The 21,135-nt window shown below is 46.7% G+C and carries 21 protein-coding genes; 13 read left to right on the forward strand and 8 right to left on the reverse strand.

Annotated features, from left to right (window positions below):
* Nucleotides 1-175 precede the first annotated feature (175 nt).
* From ACR2PX_RS16790 to ACR2PX_RS16810, 5 genes are all read left to right on the forward strand, one after another.
* A complete protein-coding gene (locus ACR2PX_RS16790; protein WP_434000510.1) occupies nt 176-700 on the forward strand; it encodes a hypothetical protein in 525 nt (174 codons plus the stop codon).
* A gap of 118 nt (nt 701-818) precedes the next feature.
* Nucleotides 819-1,499, forward strand: a complete 681-nt coding sequence (locus tag ACR2PX_RS16795) for a hypothetical protein (RefSeq protein ID WP_434000511.1) — start codon at nt 819-821, stop codon at nt 1,497-1,499.
* A complete protein-coding gene (locus tag ACR2PX_RS16800; RefSeq protein ID WP_434000512.1) occupies nt 1,471-1,893 on the forward strand; it encodes a hypothetical protein in 423 nt (140 codons plus the stop codon). Before ACR2PX_RS16795 ends, ACR2PX_RS16800 begins: the two co-directional genes overlap by 29 nt.
* Nucleotides 1,894-2,154 (forward strand): hypothetical protein, encoded by a 261-nt coding sequence (locus tag ACR2PX_RS16805; RefSeq protein WP_434000513.1) that lies wholly within the window; start codon nt 1,894-1,896, stop codon nt 2,152-2,154. It begins immediately after the preceding gene.
* Nucleotides 2,155-2,400: 246 nt separating this feature from the next.
* Nucleotides 2,401-2,838, forward strand: coding sequence for a hypothetical protein (locus ACR2PX_RS16810; protein WP_434000514.1), 438 nt, complete (start codon nt 2,401-2,403; stop codon nt 2,836-2,838).
* A 95-nt stretch (nt 2,839-2,933) separates the two neighbouring features.
* Here ACR2PX_RS16810 and ACR2PX_RS16815 read toward each other — a convergent pair whose 3' ends face one another.
* Complete coding sequence (locus tag ACR2PX_RS16815) at nt 2,934-3,422, reverse strand: Hcp family type VI secretion system effector (RefSeq protein WP_434000515.1); 489 nt, start codon at nt 3,420-3,422, stop codon at nt 2,934-2,936.
* Nucleotides 3,423-3,896: 474 nt separating this feature from the next.
* Here ACR2PX_RS16815 and ACR2PX_RS16820 point away from each other — a divergent pair, with 474 nt between their 5' ends.
* Nucleotides 3,897-4,493, forward strand: a complete 597-nt coding sequence (locus ACR2PX_RS16820; protein WP_434000516.1) for a hypothetical protein — start codon at nt 3,897-3,899, stop codon at nt 4,491-4,493.
* A 93-nt stretch (nt 4,494-4,586) separates the two neighbouring features.
* Here ACR2PX_RS16820 and ACR2PX_RS16825 read toward each other — a convergent pair whose 3' ends face one another.
* Nucleotides 4,587-5,300 carry a transposase gene (locus tag ACR2PX_RS16825; RefSeq protein ID WP_434000517.1) on the reverse strand — a complete coding sequence of 238 codons (714 nt, stop codon included), beginning with the start codon at nt 5,298-5,300 and terminating at the stop codon, nt 4,587-4,589.
* 515 nt (nt 5,301-5,815) lie between these two features.
* On the opposite strand from ACR2PX_RS16825, the gene ACR2PX_RS16830 reads away from it, so the two are divergent.
* Together ACR2PX_RS16830 and ACR2PX_RS16835 are read left to right on the forward strand one after the other, a co-directional pair.
* Nucleotides 5,816-6,778, forward strand: a complete 963-nt coding sequence (locus ACR2PX_RS16830) for a glycerophosphodiester phosphodiesterase (protein WP_434000518.1) — start codon at nt 5,816-5,818, stop codon at nt 6,776-6,778.
* Between the two features lie 110 nt (nt 6,779-6,888).
* Nucleotides 6,889-8,841: a 7TM-DISM domain-containing protein gene (locus ACR2PX_RS16835; protein WP_434000519.1), complete on the forward strand. Its 1,953-nt coding sequence runs from the start codon at nt 6,889-6,891 to the stop codon at nt 8,839-8,841.
* On the opposite strand, the gene ACR2PX_RS16840 is transcribed toward ACR2PX_RS16835, so the two are convergent.
* From ACR2PX_RS16840 to ACR2PX_RS16850, 3 genes are all read right to left on the reverse strand, one after another.
* Nucleotides 8,836-9,132, reverse strand: a complete 297-nt coding sequence (locus tag ACR2PX_RS16840; protein ID WP_434000520.1) for a 4a-hydroxytetrahydrobiopterin dehydratase — start codon at nt 9,130-9,132, stop codon at nt 8,836-8,838. The two genes, ACR2PX_RS16835 and ACR2PX_RS16840, sit on opposite strands and share 6 nt — an antisense overlap.
* 272 nt (nt 9,133-9,404) lie before the next feature.
* Nucleotides 9,405-9,803 carry a hypothetical protein gene (locus ACR2PX_RS16845; protein WP_434000521.1) on the reverse strand — a complete coding sequence of 133 codons (399 nt, stop codon included), beginning with the start codon at nt 9,801-9,803 and terminating at the stop codon, nt 9,405-9,407.
* A 255-nt stretch (nt 9,804-10,058) separates the two neighbouring features.
* Complete coding sequence (locus tag ACR2PX_RS16850; RefSeq protein ID WP_434000522.1) at nt 10,059-11,513, reverse strand: aminoacyl-histidine dipeptidase; 1,455 nt, start codon at nt 11,511-11,513, stop codon at nt 10,059-10,061.
* A 158-nt stretch (nt 11,514-11,671) separates the two neighbouring features.
* Between ACR2PX_RS16850 and aat the strand changes: the two genes are divergently transcribed.
* The 3 genes from aat (at nt 11,672) to infA (ending at nt 13,560) form a co-directional block, all read left to right on the forward strand.
* Nucleotides 11,672-12,400 carry a leucyl/phenylalanyl-tRNA--protein transferase gene (gene aat, locus ACR2PX_RS16855; RefSeq protein WP_434000523.1) on the forward strand — a complete coding sequence of 243 codons (729 nt, stop codon included), beginning with the start codon at nt 11,672-11,674 and terminating at the stop codon, nt 12,398-12,400.
* Nucleotides 12,387-13,097, forward strand: coding sequence for an arginyltransferase (locus tag ACR2PX_RS16860; RefSeq protein ID WP_434000524.1), 711 nt, complete (start codon nt 12,387-12,389; stop codon nt 13,095-13,097). Before aat ends, ACR2PX_RS16860 begins: the two co-directional genes overlap by 14 nt.
* 244 nt (nt 13,098-13,341) lie before the next feature.
* Entirely contained in the window at nt 13,342-13,560 is a 219-nt protein-coding gene (gene infA, locus ACR2PX_RS16865) for a translation initiation factor IF-1 (protein ID WP_034842760.1), read from the forward strand.
* Between the two features lie 37 nt (nt 13,561-13,597).
* Here infA and clpA read toward each other — a convergent pair whose 3' ends face one another.
* The 3 genes from clpA to ACR2PX_RS16880 form a co-directional block, all read right to left on the reverse strand.
* Nucleotides 13,598-15,898 carry an ATP-dependent Clp protease ATP-binding subunit ClpA gene (clpA, locus tag ACR2PX_RS16870; RefSeq protein ID WP_434000525.1) on the reverse strand — a complete coding sequence of 767 codons (2,301 nt, stop codon included), beginning with the start codon at nt 15,896-15,898 and terminating at the stop codon, nt 13,598-13,600.
* A gap of 20 nt (nt 15,899-15,918) precedes the next feature.
* Complete coding sequence (gene clpS, locus ACR2PX_RS16875) at nt 15,919-16,302, reverse strand: ATP-dependent Clp protease adapter ClpS (protein WP_434000526.1); 384 nt, start codon at nt 16,300-16,302, stop codon at nt 15,919-15,921.
* Between the two features lie 313 nt (nt 16,303-16,615).
* Nucleotides 16,616-18,847: an NADP-dependent isocitrate dehydrogenase gene (locus tag ACR2PX_RS16880; protein WP_434000527.1), complete on the reverse strand. Its 2,232-nt coding sequence runs from the start codon at nt 18,845-18,847 to the stop codon at nt 16,616-16,618.
* Nucleotides 18,848-19,132: 285 nt separating this feature from the next.
* Here ACR2PX_RS16880 and mnmA point away from each other — a divergent pair, with 285 nt between their 5' ends.
* Both mnmA and hflD read left to right on the forward strand, forming a co-directional pair.
* The gene (gene mnmA, locus ACR2PX_RS16885) at nt 19,133-20,281 is read left to right on the forward strand and encodes a tRNA 2-thiouridine(34) synthase MnmA (RefSeq protein ID WP_434000528.1); all 1,149 of its coding nucleotides are present in this window, start codon (nt 19,133-19,135) and stop codon (nt 20,279-20,281) included.
* Nucleotides 20,282-20,374: 93 nt separating this feature from the next.
* On the forward strand, nt 20,375-20,986 hold the full coding sequence (gene hflD, locus ACR2PX_RS16890) for a high frequency lysogenization protein HflD (protein ID WP_434000529.1): 612 nt from the start codon (nt 20,375-20,377) through the stop codon (nt 20,984-20,986).
* Nucleotides 20,987-21,135 lie beyond the last annotated feature (149 nt).

The raw sequence follows: 21,135 nt of genomic DNA on the forward strand, positions 1-21,135 counted from the left end.
TGTGCCAGAGGCTATATGGAAACATCTACAAATTATCAACAGAATTTCTTAACGGAAATGGGAAAAACAGAAAAAGTAGTGAAACAGTTATAGAGACCATGGTGGGTAAAGTCAATCTTCTGAAACAGCTGGATAACGCTGATGCCATTGTGATTGTAGAGGAGCTGAAACTGATATGACTTATATTCAGGAATACCCGTTAAAAACCGCACTGCCGAAAATTGCCCGCCATAATCAGCTGCCTTCAGACGCCATTGAGCTGGCTCGCTTACAGGATACAGCCGACGGTAAAGACCTTTATACTTTTGTTCAACGTAGCGATCAGCTTTCAATCCTGGTGTCTTATGTAAGACATCTGAAAACCGGCGACAAATACGGCTGTAAACAATATGACTTCCCTCTCAAAGTTCTCAGCTGGTTCCCCAAAGCTCTGGCAGACTTTCAAAAGCCACCGGCGGAAGGCGGCCTGCATGCCGGAGCCATGACCAGTGCTGATGAAGATGTAGACGGCGAGATGCTCTGCGTGCAGTCGACCATAGACGGCTACGCTCTTGTCAATCGATCCCGACAAAGCCCACTGGGTTTTGAAGGTTCCTATGAACCCACTGATATATCACTCAGCTACCACCTCCTCTACGACCTGGGCTTACTGGATCTGTGGCAACAGCTGGGCGAACAGTATGAGCGGGGTGAGTTATAAGAAGACTTTTTTGGCTACAGCCATTTAGGCCGTTTTCTATGAAAACTCCATATTTGAATGGCTGGAAAAGGTCGAACAGACCTATCATGAAGGCGAATACCAAGAGCTGATCGAAGCCTTGGGTTTTGATCCTCCAAAGGTGGATACTGATCAATTCAGGGAAGCCTGGGAAGTCACCCAGATCATCTGGGACGACGAACAATGCCAGTCACTGCTCGTCCGGTTTGCCAAAGATTACTACCGTGCCCAACACCCTATTGAAGCCAGCGAGTTTGCCGGGTCAGCAGCCTTTGAGATTCTGCTGACCATTGTGCTGCTTTTTGCAACGGCCGGTGCCGGAGTGGCGATACACGTGGCCAGCAAGGGACGCCTGATCCGTCAGATGAGACAGCTGGGTGAACGGTTAAAAGAGCTGGCTGAGCTCAAGAGAGAAGTGGATCGGTACACACCGAACACTTCGATAAGCAGTCGTTCATCAGGCAATATGGTTGAGGATCTTCCGGTTGATGATAGGCCTGTTGTTAGGGCTAATCCGCCTCCTTCAATGGGTACCAAAGTTAAGTCTGATCCAGAACAAAATCACAAGAAACCACTAAAGGAAAAACCTTTAGAGTCAGACGAAAGCATTGAGAAAGGCAAAACTTTACAAGCCAGTATCACCCCTGAACAAGTTGACTGGAATACTTCTGGCCCTGATGGCCTCCAAGTGAAAAATCCTAGAGACTTCCCGGCAGGTGAAAAAATGTATAACCACCTTATAGACAAAGGTATTGAACCACCTTATAGACAAAGGTATTGAACCACCTCTAGCTTTAACTATATCCCGTAAACTACTGGAATCAGGACTTTATGAACCCGATATTACAAAGCTGCAAACTGGCGAGAAACTATATAAAGTTGTCCCGAGAAACAGTGGACCACCTGGAAAAAATTCACCCTATTTTATGACCAAGGATATGCTGGATCATTTACCTGAAGACCCTAGTGAAGCTGGCTCATTCCTTGGATTACCTCAAATCCCTGATTCATTCGATGTCTATGAAATAGCAGCGAAAACTGATGTTGAGGTTTTTCAAAGTGAAATAGCACCTTTTTCTGTAAACGGCGGTGAGTTCACCAGACTTGGGGGTGGGATACAAACACTAGTTATCAATCGAGATCAATTCTCAGCAGCTCGACTGTTAGGTGAATAAATGACTAAGTTAGAAGAGATTAAGAAAGAAAGACAAGTACTTGAAAATATGCTTGTTAGAAAAAAAGGCAATCATGCCGCCAATGAAGCATATAGAGCCCTGCAACCTTACTTTCAAGAAATTGACAATATGAATAGCTACTATCCGATCGGTAGAATTCGGCTGGTTCGCTTATTTCTGGAAAGCGACTTAAGTGAAGACAAAGAACTTTTCTCATGTTATGGAAGGTTTGCCAATCTTGTCGAAGGCGTAGAAGTTTAACTCGGGAATCAGACTCAGAGAGTAGAGCATAGTGTCAGGCCTTGAGTCTTACATGCCAGCATCTTCCACTGCACTCCGTGAAAATGAATCAATCAACTACCCCGCCGCAAGCGGTGGGGAATATGACCCTCATCAACGTGGTAACCTGAGTTTAACAGAACCTTTTGAACTGTAGGAACGGCTTAAGCCATTCATGAATACTGAAACCGGGAGCTGATCGAAGCTCTGGGTTTTGATCCGCAAAAAGTGGATACAGGCCCATTCAGGGAAGCCTGGGCAATCACCCAGATCATCTGGGACGACGAACAATGCCAGACACTGCTCGTCCGGTTTGCCAAAGATTACTACCGCGCCCAACACCCATTGGAAGTCAGCGAGTTTGCCGGGGGTGCGGCTTTTGAGATTCTGCTGACCATTGCTCTGATTTTTGCAACGGCCGGTGCCGGAGTGGCGGTACGAGCAGTCGGTAATGCTCGTCTGGTTCGACAGATTACTCAGCTGGGTGAGCCTTTCAAAGAATTGGCTGGGCTCAAGAGAGAAGTGGAACGGTACGCGCCGAAAACTACGATGCACAGTCGTTCATCGGGTAATATGGTTGAGGATCTACCGGTTGATGACCGGCCTGTATCTAAGGCTTCACCTCTGCCGGGGAAGGGGAAACATGGACAGTATTTATTTATTTAACTGAAAAAAAGCGCGCAGGGCTATAAAGCCCTGCACGTTTCTGATTCCTATGCCACCTTTTTGAATTGGGGTGACTGTCATAAAGACTACAGGAATTATAAAGGCTCGGCTGTGGTCAGATCGTAGCCCACCTTCAGATTCTTCTTGTTCTTGTGAGTCTTGTCAGCGTGGCTGAGGTCAGCAACAATCTTGGCAAAGCTCAGAGAAACAGTTTCAGTCGGAGCACCACCGGCAGAAGCACCGATGCTGTAGGAAGAAACCATGCACTCTTCCAGGGTGTAGCTGGCGTATTTCTGTACAGTGTTTGTTCCAGTCTGAACAATATCAATCACGACAGTGATACCTTCAGAACCGGTTACAGACTCTTTGAACAACCCACCTGAAGACGCATCCAGCAACTTGGTCACGGACACTTCACTCAGGGAAGGACGGCCAGCCTCACGGTTGGACATAGCACCCGCTTCCATGGTGATGCTTCGGCCAACACCAAATGAGAAAGAATCCACTTCAATCCAGTCTTCGTAACCTTTAGCAGTAACGTTACCTGCAGGTTTCTTGCTGTTGAAGTTCATGTATATAGCCATCGATGAAATCCTCTTTCATTGTTGTTTTAAAATGCCTTTAGGGCATTTGTGGCTGAGAACGTAGCCAACAAAGAATTCCTCTGGAGTTTCTTGTTAACCCTGAGGGCGCTTCATAACAGCTGAGGGCTTCGTTGTTGTCTGATTGCATTAAAACAAATCAAAATTCAGCTGCAAAGCCGAATTTTCATTTTTAAATCCCACTCTGACACTATTTAATTTTTTTTATAACTTCTTGAATAATGGCTCACTCATCCCGACGCCAGCAGGGATAACACTGTCTGGGATCCTTTCGGCTCTGTTGAGATATATCTCCTGCTTTTGACTCTGACACCAATTTTTTCACGACACTTAATATTGTGGATTCATCCTTTCCTTTGTATTAATTTTGTTCTCAACTCAGCTGATCAAGATATTTTGCTGTTACCTGGGCCAGCTCCCCATAAATCAAGAAATCGAGTAAAGGGAGATCACATTATGGCCTTTCGAATACAAGCGGCTAACGGGATATCAGGCAAAGATGCTTTAGATGCATTTTCCAAGGCCTGTAAGTTTCTGGAGAAATCAAATCTAGCCAAGGAAATCATCAGCGACCTGAGGGATCACAATAAGATTATTACCATCAAGGTAGGCCCTGGCCTCGTTGATAAATATCGCCACCCAACCCAACCAACAGATTCTGCTTTTGTGGGAACAGTCGAGTGGGATCCAGGCTACGCATTGAACGTGGTCGATAAAGTTAAATCCAGACCTCAACAACCCTGGGTACCCAACAAGAAAGAAAGTAAACCTTTCTGGGCATGCTGTGGCACCCGGGCTCCTATCAACCACTATGGCACCATTCCGCCAGAAGTTTGTCTGATGCATGAGCTGGGCCATGTACTCCAATACCTTTCCAATCCGGACGAATTCAGAGGATTATTCAGAAAGCCTGACGGCATGGAAAATGTAATGGGTAAGATGGAGGTGGAAGATATCAATACAGCTGCCGTTGAACAGCCGGTGATACTTGAGCTAAGAGCGGCTGGGGTCAATATGGGAATCCGCTGGGATTATTACCATACGGCGGACTAAGCAGCCAAAAGACAACAAACATGAAGCGTATCATTCACACCTGAGAAAGAACGCAGCTCATTGTTTTTAAAGTGAATACTGAGAGCTCTTAATTCAAGAGCTCTCCTCTTCCAACTCAGCCTTTTTCTTTCTGGGCCTGCCCCTCTTCAGAGGCCTGATTCGGTGGTCAGCGATCTGTTCTATCTTTTCCTTGAAAGCATCACCACCCAACACTTGTCCCATATTAACGGTTTCTGCCACATAATTAAGTAACCTTCGATCAAAGCGATACCTGAAGGATTCACTGTAAGCATTGCAGCGCTCTTCTCGATTTTCACCTAACTGAAGATACAAACGATGATCCTGAATCAGATTACAGATCTCATTACCACAATGATGCTGATAACTGGACCAGCGATACTCACCCAGCTCATCAACCAGACCCAGGTGCAAAGGCCTTAACTCAAGATAGCGATAACAGGTCAGCAGAAAGTTTTCAGAATCAATCAGACTGGATTTAAAACGCCCTTCCCAAAGGGTTCCTGAACGCTTGTAACGATGATTAATGTACTGGACATAACGCCTGCCTAAAGACTGCATCATCGACGAAATACCCTTATCAATCCTGGGTGTCGCGATTATCTGAATGGCATTAGGCAATAAAACGTAAGCATGCACCTGCACCTGGTACTGATCAGAGGCCACCCTAAGACTCTTCAGGTAAAATTCATAATCTTCGTCATCGAAAAAACAGGGTAATCGGTTATGCCCTTTCTGAACAATATGCTGGGGAATGCCAACAAGATGAATTCGCGCTTGTCTCGGCATAAGTTAAAATCCTTTATTACGGCATGGTGAGGACAAATTGATCTGCACCTAATAAGTTTCCTTATTAATAAAAGCCATATTGAGCCGTGGCGGACTTAACAATGGGATATTGCCCCAGAGATCCAGTCACAAAGAACCACCGCTCAGCTTCCTTATTATTTACATGTTATTTTTTGTCATCCCTATTTAAAGATACCGAACAGAGCATCTTTAGAAATCACTGTCATATCAGTGAATTGGGCTGTGACATAATCTGCCCTTGATGATAAGCAAAATATCCACCTATACGCAACGTCAAGACAATAGTAGACAGGCAATTTTTTCACAATCAGCCCAATCGAAAGATAAACCGTTTCCATCAGCCAGTAGCCTGCCGGATTTATGCTTTCGAGTACCGTACTTACTATACAAAGCTCGACAAGCATACAGTGACACAGTTCTCAAATTCTCAATTTCGCAAAGCAAACTCTTGCAAATATCGATAGCATCGCGGCTTTCGATTTCAGGATTATACAGTGAACGGATTCTTTAACTCCCGGCCCTTCCCTCTGATTCTGGGTCATCGAGGGACTCCTACTCATTACCAGGAAAATACTCTGGCAGGCTTCAGAAAGGCCAAAGACCTTGGAGCCCACGGTGTGGAATTAGATGTTTACATGACTCGGGATGAGAAGATCGTCGTCTTTCACGATGAAGATACCGAGCGGCTTACGGGCGTGAAAAACCTTATTTCCCAGATGACATGGGATGAGGTTTCCAAACTGAATATTCAGAAATCCATTGACCGGGGTGATGGCACCTCTGTCAAATACTCTCAGGAACATAAGATCCCTTTGCTGGAAGAAGTTATTTGGGAGCTGCCGAGTGACTTTCTTATTAATATTGAGATGAAGGCTTACGCACCTGACTGGAATCGAAGACACACCGGTACTCAAGTCGCTGAAATCATTCGAGAAACAGCCTCCCAGGATCGAGTGATTGTTACCTCCTTTGATTTTTTCATGCTGGAATACCTGGAAAAAGCTTGCCCTGAAATACACAGCGGCTTTGCCTATGATGGCAGCATGTTGGGTGGATTAGGTGACTGGATTAACCGCTTTGTCGATCAGAGTGAAAAGCAGGATCATCTCTTGGAGAGAACACCCTCTGACAATTTACTGAACAGATTGCTCAAGCATAATCTGGTGGGGCAGTTTATTCAGTCTACGGTTGTGGATGCTGAACATACGTTACTGGATACCGACACAGTTTCAGCATTCCATAATCGGGACATGCTGGTCGGTGCCTATACTCTTTTCCCGGAAGACAGACGCTATTCAGGGGATGGTTTCAGCAACCATGAGCAGGAAGCTATACGACTGGCTGAATCTGGCGTTGATTGGATTGAAAGCGATGATATAACAAGGTTACTGGAAATTCTTGAACATGCGGGACATAATGATCACCTGCCAGATAATTACTTTAATAATGTCGTATAGATCGCCCTATAGTTGAAAATCAGGGCCATCTCAAAAACGTCATCCTTCTAGTCTTAGTCATGAGGGATGTTTTCGGCACAGCAGGATGGATACATTTTACAGGCACCATGATGAGCGCAGTCAAGCCAGGGATAGTTACTTCAATTCTTCTCTGCATATTTCTTTCTCTACCCATGAAAGGAGCGGCAGCAAACGACTCTGTAAATGCGGTCAAGGCAGATCGTAACCTGGGTTTCGTAGATCTTACGCCTTATCTTGAATTATTCAGAACCAAAGACAAAAATCTTGATATTCACACCCTGGTGGACAACCCACTCATCCGGTTTACACCGGTTACCGATAAGTATCTTAACCTCGCTTATAGCAACGATCGCATCTGGCTAAAATTCAACATACAAAATACAAGCGATAAACCCATAGACCTGTTCGTTGAATCCGGTTTCTCACGCCTGGACTTTGTCTCATTGCACTTCCAGAATGACCATGGAAAGTGGCAAACATTGAAGGGTGGCGATCGCTTCCCCTTTGAACAGCGCCCGCTAAAAACCCAACAACTCCTTTTCCCGATTACCGCTCCAGCTCACTCACTGCAGACTTTTTACATTGATGTACAGAGCTCAAGTTCACTCCATATCCCCCTGTACATTACCAGCGCACAGTCCTTGATTGAGATTTCAGAACAAAGATACTGGGCAGATGGACTGTTTTATGGGATTTGTCTGATGGCGATTCTGGTGGGCATTTCTGCCACCCTGATCTTCAAACAACGACTGTTTCTGTATTATTTCTTTCAAGTTGCAAGTTTTACACTGGCCATAATGTCTCTGGATGGCAGCGGTTTCTCACTATGGCCCAACGCCCTGGAGTTCCAGGAGATTTCCGTGGTGGTTTTTCAATGCCTGACGGGAATTTTTGTCACTTTGTTTGCCCGATCTTACCTGCATTTGAAAAAAGCCTTTCCCCGGGCTGACCTGGTCAATCGCCTGTTCATTGGTTATGCCGTACTTGCCCTGATCTCTTCACCATGGCTGCCTTATGTCGTGGCATCTTTTTCCATCATTGTTGTCGAATCGATTATGGTCGTTTGGATCCTGGCTCAGGCAATAGCCCGAGCCTTCCAAAAGTACAAACCGGCATACATCTTCGTGGCCGCCTGGACACTCTGTGTTTCAGTCATTGTGTTTGTGACGTTTGCCAACCTCGGAATTTCTCACAACTACTCCAACACCACTTACGGCCTTAAAATTGCTTTTGCTACCCAATGCATCATTCTTTTGATGGGCATGGCTTACCGCCTCCATCTCTACAACAAGCAACAGGAACGAATCAGACAGGCAGCCCTGGTAGCCAGAACAGAAAACAAAGCCAAAAACGAGCTATTGGCTAAAGTCAGTCACGAGATCAGAACCCCTCTGAACGGTATTATGGGGGTTGTTGATCTGCTGTCTGAGACCGGCCTCAACAAATCACAACTAGAGCATATAGCGACCATCCAATACTCTGGCAATGCCCTTTTGCAGATTTTGAATGACATCCTTGATCACTCAAAGATCAGATCTGGCAAACTGCAGCTTGAATATATGGAGTACTCTCCCAGAGAAGTTGTCATCAAGGTAGTGGACATGTTTACTCCTCTGGCCAGCCAAAAAAATCTAGAATTTATAGATTTCTTTGATGAACGCGTCCCGGGAAAGGCATGGGGTGACCCATCCAGGCTCAGACAGGTATTAATTAACCTGATCAGTAATGCTATTAAATTCACCCACTCCGGAACCGTTCAGATGAGAGTCAGATTGAACGCGGACATCAATCACCCACAGAAACAGACACTGCGATTCGAGATAGAAGACACCGGACCCGGCATAGCAGGGGAAATGGAAAATAAGCTCTTTAACTCGTTCACCCAAGGTGACTCCTCTGTATCCAGAGAGCATGGAGGCTCTGGATTAGGCCTGAGCATTTCGAGACAGCTCATCGAGCTTATGGGAGGCGAAATAGGGTTTAAGAATCTAAAAACAGGCAGCCTGTTCTGGTTCAGCCTGCCTGTTCAGAAACAGTCATAACGAGACATCACCGGATATCTGCTTGGCCTGTAAAAGGTCAAACAACTTGTCTGTTTCTTCAGCAAGATGACGATCCCTGGCCAGAACACCGGAACCTTCTTCTGATTCATGAGTACCCCAGGCAACCGTTACTTGACCCCACTCAATAACCATTCTTGGATGATGCACATAGGATTCAGCCAGACCTGCCACGGCATTGAGAAAGCAGAGTGATCTTGAATATTTTTTGAATGAAAAGGACTTTTCAAGGTGATCAACGCCTTCATACTGACACAATGACCAGTTACTCATAAATTACCCTCTTGATGGTTAATTGCTCAACTGCAAGCACCCTGATGATGCAAAAGGAGCTTATTCAGATAACTTCAAAAGGATAAATGAAATTCAGGCTATGATCGAACCCCTTATGGGGAAAAATGACTACTGAATGACTACTGGATGAGTCAAATGAGTGAATCAGCAAGGGCTATACAGTATATATCTGTTCAAGACATAACTGCCTGATGGCGTGAGCCTCATATCCATACGCTGCACAGCCTGCTGCAACTTTTAAGAACTTTCTATCAGCTCTCTTCGCTTCCTTCCTGCTCAGTACTTTCAGCCTGAAGCTGCTCCAGCTCCTGTTTGCTGGCACTAAGCTGCTGAGTCAGCTGTTTCTGCTTGGTTTTCAGAGTGCCGTTCTCTGTGGTCAGAGTACGGTTCTGTTCCTGCAGACGCTTGATCTGTTTCTTCATACGATCAGGATTGCTTGCACGAAGCGTTTTCAGCTCGGTATCAGCGCTCTTGACCTGCTTATTGAGCTTTTCAGCTTTCTGTTCAGCCGCTTCAAGACGTGACTTCAGCTGAGTCACTTCTTTGTCGTGCTGATCCGTGATTTCAAGAAGAGCTTGCAGGCGCTGTTGCTCAATGATATCCAGTTCTTCATTTTTAAAGAAACGGCCTCCCGCGCTCAGGGTACCCATATTAATTACCTACCTCCGGAAAGAGTTTGAAATGACAATAGGAAACGGCCCTTGCCAGCGCAGGGCATCCACACATGTATGAGGGATATTTGATATTTTGAGATGAATTGTTCTTCATTCAATGGCTGGCAAAAGCAGACTGACTGTAGACGGAGGCAAGTTTATTACACTTACCCCCCGTAGGAAAGCGCAATTTACACAATTTTTTGTAATGTTGCCAGTTTATTTGCTCATTCTGGCAACATTACTGATAAATCAGGCTTCTGGTATGGCCTCAAGGGTCTTCACCAGATAGTTCCAGAAGTTCTCAACAGCTGGAATGTGTACTTTTTCGTCAGGAGAGTGAGGAAACTGGATGGTAGGGCCAAAGGAAATCATATCCCAGTTTGGGTAGGCACTGCCTAGCAGACCACACTCCAGACCTGCATGAATCACCTTAATCTCTGGTTTGTAGCCAAAGAGCTGCTCATGAATGTCCACCATGGTTTTCAAAATAGTGGATTCAGTATTGGGCTTCCAACCAGGATAGGCACCCTGCTTTTTCACCTCGGCACCGATCAGCCTATAAAGGCTGGCAATGCTTTCAGCATGATCTTCTCGGGCACTGTCGATCAGACTGCGAACCATGTTTTCAACAGCGATCTCACCGTCTTTGACTTTGATAACGGCCAGGTTATTGGATGTTTCCACAACACCTTCGACACTCAGGCTCATGCGGTGAACGCCATTAGGAGATACATGCAGCGTATCCAGCAGCTGACTCTGATGAGCCTTGCTCATTGCCTTTTGGGCTGGTTCAGACTCCATCATTACCAGATTCAGATTAGGCTCAACCTCTGCCAGCTCAACACGAAACATCTCCAGATGTTCATCTACTATTCGAGCTGCCTCATCCTGGTTATCAGACGGAACCACTATCTGAGCAAAGGCTTCTCTGGGTATTGCATTTCGCAAGGTGCCACCGGAGTACTCTACCAGACGTACGTCTTTAGCAGATAAGGCCTTCAGCAGCCTGACCATCAATTTATTGGCATTACCACGCTGCAGCTTTATATCAACTCCAGAGTGACCCCCTTTAAGCCCTTTCAGAGAAAGGTGAAAACTCTTGTACCCTTCCGCCAGAGATTCTTCCTGATAACGGTGAGAAACAGAGACATCGACACCACCGGCGCATCCAACATAGAGCTCCCCTTCATCTTCAGAGTCCATGTTCAGCATAATTTCACCCTGAAGTATGCCTGGCTTGAGGCCGTGAGCACCTGTCATGCCACTTTCTTCATCAATGGTAAACAATGCTTCTAATGGACCATGAGGGATATCTGTTGACTCCAGTACTGCCATGGCAGCAACAACACCGATACCATTATCCGCTCCGAGAGTTGTCCCCTCAGCGGTTACCCACTCACCATCAACATAAGCTTTGATAGGATCTCGGGTAAAATCATGATCCGTATCGGCATTCTTTTGAGGCACCATATCCAGATGACTCTGGAAAACGACACCTCGACGGTTTTCCATGCCCGGTGTAGCTGGTTTACGTATGATCAGGTTACCTACTTCATCTACGATGGTATCCAGACCAAGACTCTCACCAAATTCTTTTACATAGGTACGAACAGCATCTTCATGCTTGGAGGGACGGGGAATCTTGCAAAGTGCCTGAAAGTGTCGCCAAATGGGCTGAGGGGATAATTCAACAAGCTGGTTCACAGCTATCTCCTGTTGATAGGGGGGAAGGATTCTATGAAAATAGTCTCTGAGAGAACGAACGCCCAGTAGTGAATACACTAATCAGAACCTGAGTTTACCGCACTCATGAACAACATGACCGAAGCCACATTCTATTTTTTAACCAGATTGTCCAGATAATGCGCAAAACCATTCCCCAACTTGATCCAGATCAACCTCAATTCCCTCCGATACATGAGGCGCTGGATTACCCTGATGGCCTTTTGGCCATGGGAGGAAACCTCGAGCCTGAAACACTGGTCGATGCTTATCAGAATGGCATTTTCCCATGGTTTAACGAAGGTGAACCCATTCTCTGGTGGTCGCCTAATCCGCGTATGGTTCTTTATCCTGATCAATTACACATCAGTCGTTCAATGAATCGTTTTCTCAAAAAGCACCCCTATCGGGTCAGTTTCGATGAGGCATTCAACGAAGTGATGACAGCTTGCTCTTCTCCCCGAGCTAACCAGGAGGGCACCTGGATCATCGACGAAATGAAAGAAGCTTATTCAGAATTGCACCAACAAGGTTTTGCTCACTCTGTGGAAGTCTGGTCAGAGAATAAATTGATGGGGGGGCTCTACGGCGTAGCGATTGACAAGATTTTTTTTGGCGAGTCGATGTTCAGCTTTGCCACAAACACCTCTAAACTCGCAATGATTTCTTTGTGCAAAGAACTACTGCGCCGGAACTTCCGCCTGGTTGATTGCCAGATACACAGCCCCCACCTTGAGTCTCTGGGTGCAAAAATGATCAGTCGGGATGCATTTCTCAAGGCATTAAAAGACGGTTGCCGAACGCCTCCAACCAGTGCACACTGGAAATTAACAGGGCAATGGACGGCCGGACCCGATGAGCGCACTTAAAGACCTCAAATTCTATGCAACCCAACCTCATAACTGCAGCTACCTTGAGGACAAACAGGCCATAACACTGTTCATGGATCCCGACAAGGATCTGAACCCCGCTCTCTATCGACACCTCGCCGACATAGGATTTAGACGAAGTGGTCGTCATATCTACAGACCTCATTGCCAGGGGTGTAATGCCTGCATTCCAGCCAGAGTGGTCGTGAACCTGTTTGAACCCAAGCGCAAACACAGAAAATTATTCAAAAAAAATCAGGATATCGTCGTTACACGCTCTGAAGCTGAATACGATGACGAAACTTACCAGCTCTATAAGAAGTACATTTCCACTCAACATCGAGATGGCGACATGTACCCTCCTTCTATGGAGCAGTTCAAATCTTTTCTGGTAGGCTCTCCGGAATTCTGTTGCTATTACAAGTTCTGGCTGGACGATAAACTGGTCGCCGTTGCAGTCACGGATGAACTGGCGAATGGACTCTCTGCCATCTATACCTTTTATGACCCTGAAATCAGTCAGACCCGAAGCTTGGGCAGTTATTGCATACTCTGGCAAATAGAAGAAACCAAAAAACTAGGACTTAAGTACCTTCATTTAGGTTATTGGATCAAGGACTGCAAAAAAATGAGCTACAAGATTCAATACCGTCCATTGGAAGTCTATGTTAATAATCACTGGGTTACTCTGAAGTAATGACCCAATAATTTATTTATTGGAGTCTGGTCATGAGTAAGTCGAATCTGCTCCAGACTCTTTACATCCCTTGCAATTACTTGTCATTTCTTTCAAATCTGGAACGGAATTTCACTGTAAACGCTGACAGGGAATTAAGTTTCCATCGATAAAATCCGGTTCACTTTGCTTTAAAGCAGGTTTTCAGGCAGAATGCCTGCCAGAATTATTCAGCTAACGCTCTATTTCTGAGGTCAAACTTTATATGGCGAAAGAAGAAAGTCTTGAAATGGAAGGTGTTGTCATTGACACCCTGCCTAACACCATGTTCCGAGTGGAACTGGAAAACGGCCACGTTGTGACCGCTCATATTTCAGGAAAAATGCGTAAAAACTATATTCGTATCCTGACAGGTGACAAAGTCAAGGTTGAACTGACTCCCTACGACCTGACCAAAGGCCGTATCACCTACCGTTCCCGCTGACAGGGGCCCATTGCCCCTGTCCCTCTCCTGGCGTACTTCAGCCCTGCTCACCATCCACCGCTTCAAGATCTGAAGCCAGGCTTTTGGCGGGTTCGAATTTCAGGAACAGCTCACCTTTCTTAACTGTCACGCGAACAAAACCACCGTTCTCGGACAACTTTCCAAAGAGGATCTGTTCCGCCAGGGGCTTCTTGAGATGCTCCTGAATGACACGACCCATCGGACGGGCACCCATCATACGATCATAACCTTTCTCTGCCAGCCACTCGCGAGCCTTATCATCGACATCAATTTGAACTTTTTTCTCATCCAGCTGTGCCTGAAGCTCTGTAAGGAACTTATCAACCACATGCTTGATGGTATCTTCATTCAATGACTCGAAGGGTATAATGGAATCCAGTCGGTTTCTGAATTCCGGAGTAAAGGTTTTCTTGATAGCTTCCATACCATCTGTCGTATGATCCTGCTCAGTGAAACCAATCGAGCTGCGAGTCATGGTTTCAGCACCCGCATTCGTGGTCATGACCAGAATGACATTTCGAAAATCAGCTTTACGACCATTGTTGTCAGTCAAAGTACCATGATCCATTACCTGCAGCAGCAGGTTGAACACATCCGGATGGCCTTTTTCAATCTCATCCAACAACAACACGCAGTGTGGTGTTTTATTAATTGCCTCTGTCAGCAAACCACCCTGGTCATAACCGACATAACCCGGAGGCGCACCAATCAACCTTGAGACAGTATGAGCTTCCATATATTCGGACATATCAAAACGAACCAGCTCAATACCCATCGATTTGGCCAGCTGACGACAAACTTCCGTTTTACCGACACCGGTAGGACCTGAGAACAGGAAAGCGCCTACAGGCTTGTCCGGTGCTTTCAGGCCAGCCCGGGATAATTTGATGGCTGTTGAAAGAGAAACAATGGCACCGTCCTGACCAAAGACCACCATCTTGAGATTTCTTTCAAGCTTGGACAGCAGTTCTTTATCAGAAGAAGATACAGACTTAGGAGGAATCCGAGCAATCTTGGCAACGATGCTCTCAACATCCTCTACCTCTATGATCTTCTTGCGCTCCTCCTCTGGCAGCAGCCGTTGATAGGCTCCCGCCTCATCAATAACATCAATGGCCTTATCAGGCATATGACGATCATTAATGTAGCGATTAGCCAACTCAGCAGCAGCTTTCAGGGCATCGTCCATATATTCGATATTGTGATGCTCTTCAAAACGGCTCTTCAGCCCACGCAGTATATCGATGGTATCCTCAACATTAGGCTCCCCGATATCTACTTTTTGAAAGCGACGGGCCAGGGCACGATCCTTTTCAAAAATCCCACGAAACTCCTGGAAAGTTGTAGAACCGACACAACGAAGATCACCAGAAGTCAGCAACGGCTTCAACAAGTTGGAAGCATCCATCACACCACCGGATGCAGCACCCGCACCAATAATGGTATGAATCTCATCAATAAAAAGAATGGCGTGATCAAGCTTCTTCAGTTCACTCAATAACTTCTTGAATCGTTTCTCAAAGTCACCACGGTATTTGGTGCCTGCCAGTAACGACCCGAGATCGAGAGAATAAACGACAGCCTTGGAAAGGACTTCAGGCACTTCCCCATCGACGATCCTTTTTGCTAAACCTTCGGCAACCGCTGTTTTACCCACACCGGCTTCACCAACCAGCAGAGGATTATTCTTACGACGGCGCGTCAGAATCTGGGAGACTCGCTCAACCTCTTCTGCTCGACCCACCAGAGGATCAATCTTGCCCAGACGAGCCTGCTCATTGAGGTTGGTCGCATAATTCTTGAGCGGATCTTTACCGGTAGCGTCGGAGTCAGTAGTTTCCTCCATGAGCTCACCACCCAGCTCTTCCAGCTCATTACCCGGCATTTTTGAAATACCGTGCGCGATATAATTCACGACATCAATTCGGGCGACATCCTGCTGTTTCAAAAAATAAACAGCCTGACTTTCCTGTTCACTGAAAATAGCGACCAGAACATTAGCCCCAGTGACTTCTTTCTTACCGGAACTTTGTACATGAAAAACAGCACGTTGCAGAACTCTTTGAAAGCCGAGTGTCGGTTGAGTTTCGCGCTCTGTATCGTTGACAGGTATTAAAGGTGTGGTTGAATCAACAAATTCAATCAGCTCCTTCCGTAGCTTGTCGGTTTCGACACCACAAGCCACTAACACACGGGAAGCTGATTCATTATCAAGCAACGCCAGCAACAGATGTTCCACGGTCATGAATTCATGCCGCTTACTTCTGGCGTCACGGAAAGCGCTGTTAAGCGTTAGTTCGAGGTCTTTATTGAGCATATGATATTACCCTGAGAACACTAATCGGCCTTAATTGTTTTGCACAACAGGGGATGCTGGAATTCTCTGGAGTACTCGTTGATTTGCCGGGCTTTGGTTTCAGCCACATCCTTGCTGAAAATTCCACATACAGCTTTGCCTTGCGTATGAACCATCAGCATGACCTGTGTTGCTTGCTCAGTACCCATGCTGAAAAATTTCTCCAGGACCTCAACTACAAAATCCATCGGTGTAAAATCATCATTTAAGAGCAGTACCTGATACATAGCGGGCGGTTTGACTCTGGCTTTAGCTGGTGCCAGGGCGACATCGTGATCGCCTTCCTGCTCTGTCCCTTCATTCTCTAAGCTTAGACGAAGCCACTCAAAATTACTCATGTATTGATGAACTGCTATCTGCTGCATTGCACTCGCTTCCAGGTGAATTTACAGCTGAATTTTCCAGGCTCTGGACCGCCCATAACCAGGTGTCGACTGACGTACAAACGTCAAAAGCACAACGCCCTGTTTACCATTCTAAACACGCCGGGACCAAAGAAAAACAATTTACGTCACTCACCCGAAGAAAAGCAGATGATTTTATTAATACCATCGACAGCAAGTCGGATTAAACCAGCAAAACAAACAGAAATATGACTCTTTGACCTGACAGAAAAGAAAAATGGCCACAGACGAATGTCTGCAGCCACTTTTAAAATGAGAAACTAATGATCAGAAATTAATTCAAACCATCAATCGCTGCATTAAAGGTAGCACTTGGGCGCATGGCTTTAGCTGCATTTTCCGGAGTCGGCTCATAGTAGCCACCCAGCTCAACAGCATCACCCTGACAATCGGTCAGCTCGGCAACAATCAGAGCCTCTTTCTCAACCAGCTCTTTTGCCAGTTCTGCAAACTTGTTGCTGAGTTCCTGATCATCTTCCTGAGCAGTCACGGCTTCTGCCCAGAACTGCGCCAGGTAGAAATGACTGCCACGGTTATCCAGCTCTTCAACCTTGCGTGATGGTGACTTGTTAGCATCCAGATATTTGCCAATAGCCGCATTCAGAGTATCTGCCAGAATCTGAGCCTTGCCGTTCTCAGTCTTCACTGCGATATCTTCCAGAGACACTGCAATAGCCAGGAATTCACCCAGAGAATCCCAACGCAGATGGTTCTCTTTTACAAACTGTTGAACGTGCTTAGGTGCAGAACCACCAGCACCGGTTTCAAACAGACCACCGCCGGCCAGCAGAGGTACGATCGACAGCATCTTGGCACTGGTGCCCAGCTCCAGAATAGGGAACAGGTCGGTCAGGTAATCACGCAAAACGTTACCGGTGACGGAAATAGCGTCTTTACCTTCTTTAATCGTTTCCATGCTCAGACGGCAGGCTTCTACAGGAGAAAGGATACGGATATCCAGACCTTTTGTATCATGGAACTTCAGATACTCGTTCACTTTGGCAATCAGGTTTGCATCGTGAGCACGGTTCTCGTCCAACCAGAAAAGGGTCAGAGCACCGGTTGCACGGGCACGATTAACGGCCAGCTTAACCCAGTCACGAATCGGTGCGTCTTTGGTCTGGCACATTCTCCAGATGTCACCTTCTTCAACATTGTGTTCAAACACAGTGCTGCCAGACTCTTCAACAACACGGATAATGCCGTCAGATGGCGCCTTGAAGGTCTTGTCATGGGAGCCGTATTCTTCAGCTTTCTGAGCCATCAGACCTACGTTGGAAACGTTACCCATGGTGGTAACGTCAAAGGCGCCATTCTTTTTACAGAAATCGATCACTTCCTGGTAAACACCGGCGTAACAACGATCCGGAATCATCGCCTTGGTATCATGCAGCTTGCCATCAGGCCCCCACATCTGACCAGAGGAACGCAGGGCTGCAGGCATGGAAGCATCGATAATAATGTCGTTAGGTACGTGCAGGTTGGTGATACCCTTGTCGGAATCCACCATTGCCAGCTCAGGACGGGATTCATAAACAGCCTGAATATCGGCCTTCACTTCTTCCTGCTGCTCAACGGGCAGTTTAGAAATCTTTGAATAAACATCGCCCAGGCCGTTATCAGGATCAACACCCAGCCCTGCAAAGACGGAAGCGTGTTTCTCAAACACTTCCTTAAAGAAGACAGTCACTGCGTGACCAAACATGATCGGGTCGGAAACCTTCATCATGGTCGCTTTCAGGTGCAGGGACAGCAGGACATTCTGTTGCTTGGCTTCCTGCGCAGAAGCTTCAATGAATGCTCTTAAAGCCTTTACATTCATAACAGCACTGTCGATCACTTCGCCTGACAGCAAGCTAGTGCTCTGCTTCAGGACAGAAACAGATCCATCCTTGCCAACGAATTCGATTCTTACATCGGTCGCTCCAGGCATGACAGCAGACTGCTCGCTGGAGTAGAAGTCACCGTTCTCCATATGAGCAACATGAGACTTTGAATCTGCGACCCAGGCACCCATGGAATGTGGGTTCTTCCTGGCATACTCTTTTACAGGAGCAGCAACACGGCGATCTGAGTTACCTTCACGGAGCACCGGGTTTACTGCACTCCCCAGTATTTTTGCATAACGAGCTTTAACCGCCTGCTCTTCAGAGTTCTTGGGCTCTTCAGGGAAGTCAGGAATGTTATAACCATGCTCCTGCAACTCTTTGATAGCATCGGTCAGCTGCGGAATAGAAGCACTGATATTAGGCAACTTGATGATATTGGCTTCAGGTGTCTTGGCCAATTCACCCAGCTCGGACAGGGCATCACTCTGCTTCTGTTGAGCAGTCAGCTTTTCAGGAAAATTGGCAATAATACGACCTGCCAGTGAAATATCCTTGGTCTCAACAGCTACATCAGCCGCCTGGGTAAAAGCATTGACGATTGGGAGCAATGAGTAGGTGGCTAAGGCGGGTGCTTCGTCGGTAATGGTGTAAATAATTCTGGTTGTATCTGTTGTCATGTTATCTCCAAAAAACAACTGGCTGTGGTGCCTCTGCGGAGGGGTTTTAAGTGGAGCTTGACGACCACTGTTATCACATTATAAGCACAGCCCCATAACGCTTTTGGCATTCTTTGCCTATAAAGAGCGGCCTATAAGATATACCAATGAGCGTAAGGAATAAATGTAGTTTTGCTACATAATCCTCTGTTTGTACATCGTAGTCTTACTTAATAAAGACTATATAGAAGTCATAACGCCAGACAGGTACAATGCTCTGCTTCCTGATTCAGCTATACAGTAACCATGACAGACTCTTCTGCAACCATTTCTGGCAAAAGCCCTCATGATACCCGCGTAATCGTTGGTATGTCCGGCGGTGTAGACTCTTCTGTGTCCGCCCTTCTGCTTAAACAGCAGGGTTACCAGGTAGAAGGTCTTTTCATGAAAAACTGGGAGGAAGATGACGGCACAGAATACTGTACCGCCATGACCGACCTGGAAGATGCTCAGGCGGTTTGTGACAAAATTGGAATTAAACTACATAAAGCCAACTTTGCTGCCGAATACTGGGACAATGTTTTCGAACACTTCCTGCAGGAATACAAGGCAGGTCGCACACCCAACCCGGACATTCTCTGCAATAAAGAAATCAAATTCAAAGCTTTCCTGGATTACGCCCAGACACTGGATGCGGACTATATCGCCATGGGCCACTACGCCCGTCGGGACACGATCAATGATCAGGCCTGTCTGAGAAAAGGTCTGGATCCAAATAAGGACCAGAGCTACTTTCTGCATCAGGTTGGTGCCGAACAGCTGGCCAGAACTCTGTTTCCTGTCGGTGACATTGAAAAGCCGGAAGTCCGCCGAATTGCAGAAGAACATGAGCTAATCACTCACAACAAGAAAGACAGCACTGGTATCTGCTTCATAGGAGAGCGCCGTTTCCGCGACTTCCTAAAGCAATACCTTCCTGCTCAGCCCGGTGCGATCGTAACAGATCAGGGCGAAGTCATCGGTGAGCATACCGGCTTGATGTATCACACTATTGGTCAAAGACAGGGCCTCGGCATTGGCGGCCTGAAAGGCGCATCAGAATCTCCCTGGTATGTTGTTGAAAAGGATCTTGAAAACAACCAACTGGTCGTGGCTCAGGGCAATAACCACCCTATGCTGTTTTCAGAAGCTCTGACGGCTTCTGAAATATTCTGGATCTCTGACTCCGCTCCTGAATTGCCAGCCGCGCTGACCGCCAAGATCCGCTATCGCCAACAGGATCAGGCATGCCGCCTGGAACAAACCCCGGATGGACGATACCTTGTGATTTTCGATGAGCCCCAGAGAGCGGTCACACCAGGGCAATCTGTTGTTTTCTACCAGGATGACATTTGTCTGGGCGGTGGTGTGATCGAAACCAGACACCACTCCCTGAGCGAAATTGAAGCACAATAAACCATCAATTGATTGAAGCAAACCACCCTCTTCATATCCGGGAGCAGGCAACCTCCCGGATAAAGAAAGCACTCAGAAGGTAGAGAAACTCAGGTGCAATACACAGCAAAGGAACAGGCAGCAGCGCTGTCAGCTATTTTTCAGGCTGCCGGCCTTGTAGAACGCCTGGCCAAAAACGGGCAAATTCATGAAGAACAGCTGGAACCCCTGATCAACAGCCTGTTTGCAACCTCTCCAGATAATGTCGAGGATGTTTACGGCGGCTACGATAACCTGCTTTCTGGCAGAAAAACGCTTAAGGAAGTCCTTCAACGCCAGGCTGACGCCATTCAGGCTGACATTGTTCGCTACGCCCTGACCCTTATCCATCTTGAACGCAAGCTGTCCCGCAACCGAAAAATGCTGGCTGAAATCTCCCAACGACTTCAGCGTTGCCAGGAGCAGGCTGACCACTTTGGCATCCTTCACGAAAATGTGATCGCAAGCCTGGCCAGTATCTACCTGGATACCGTCAGCACGTTTAAGACAAGGGTACAAGTTTCGGGAGACCTGAGGCACCTGCAAAACTCCGGGAACGCAGATAAGATCCGGGCCATCCTGTTTGCAGGAATACGATCCGCTATCCTATGGCGCCAGACCGGCGGAAGCCGCTGGCAATTGCTGCTCAGCCGAAAAAAATTACTCGACGGTCTGAACCAGTTATAGACCCAGCTACCACCTAACAGAACCGCTGTGCCGACCATGAATCAACAATTTACCTGCAACGCCACAACAGCCATGAGTCGGACAGCAAGTAACGAATCATCCACCCTGCATCCTATTCGGTTTTCCGGTATGATGCGCCCTTTCTACGA

This window comes from Endozoicomonas sp. (genome assembly GCF_051008435.1).
Lineage (GTDB): Bacteria > Pseudomonadota > Gammaproteobacteria > Pseudomonadales > Endozoicomonadaceae > Endozoicomonas_A.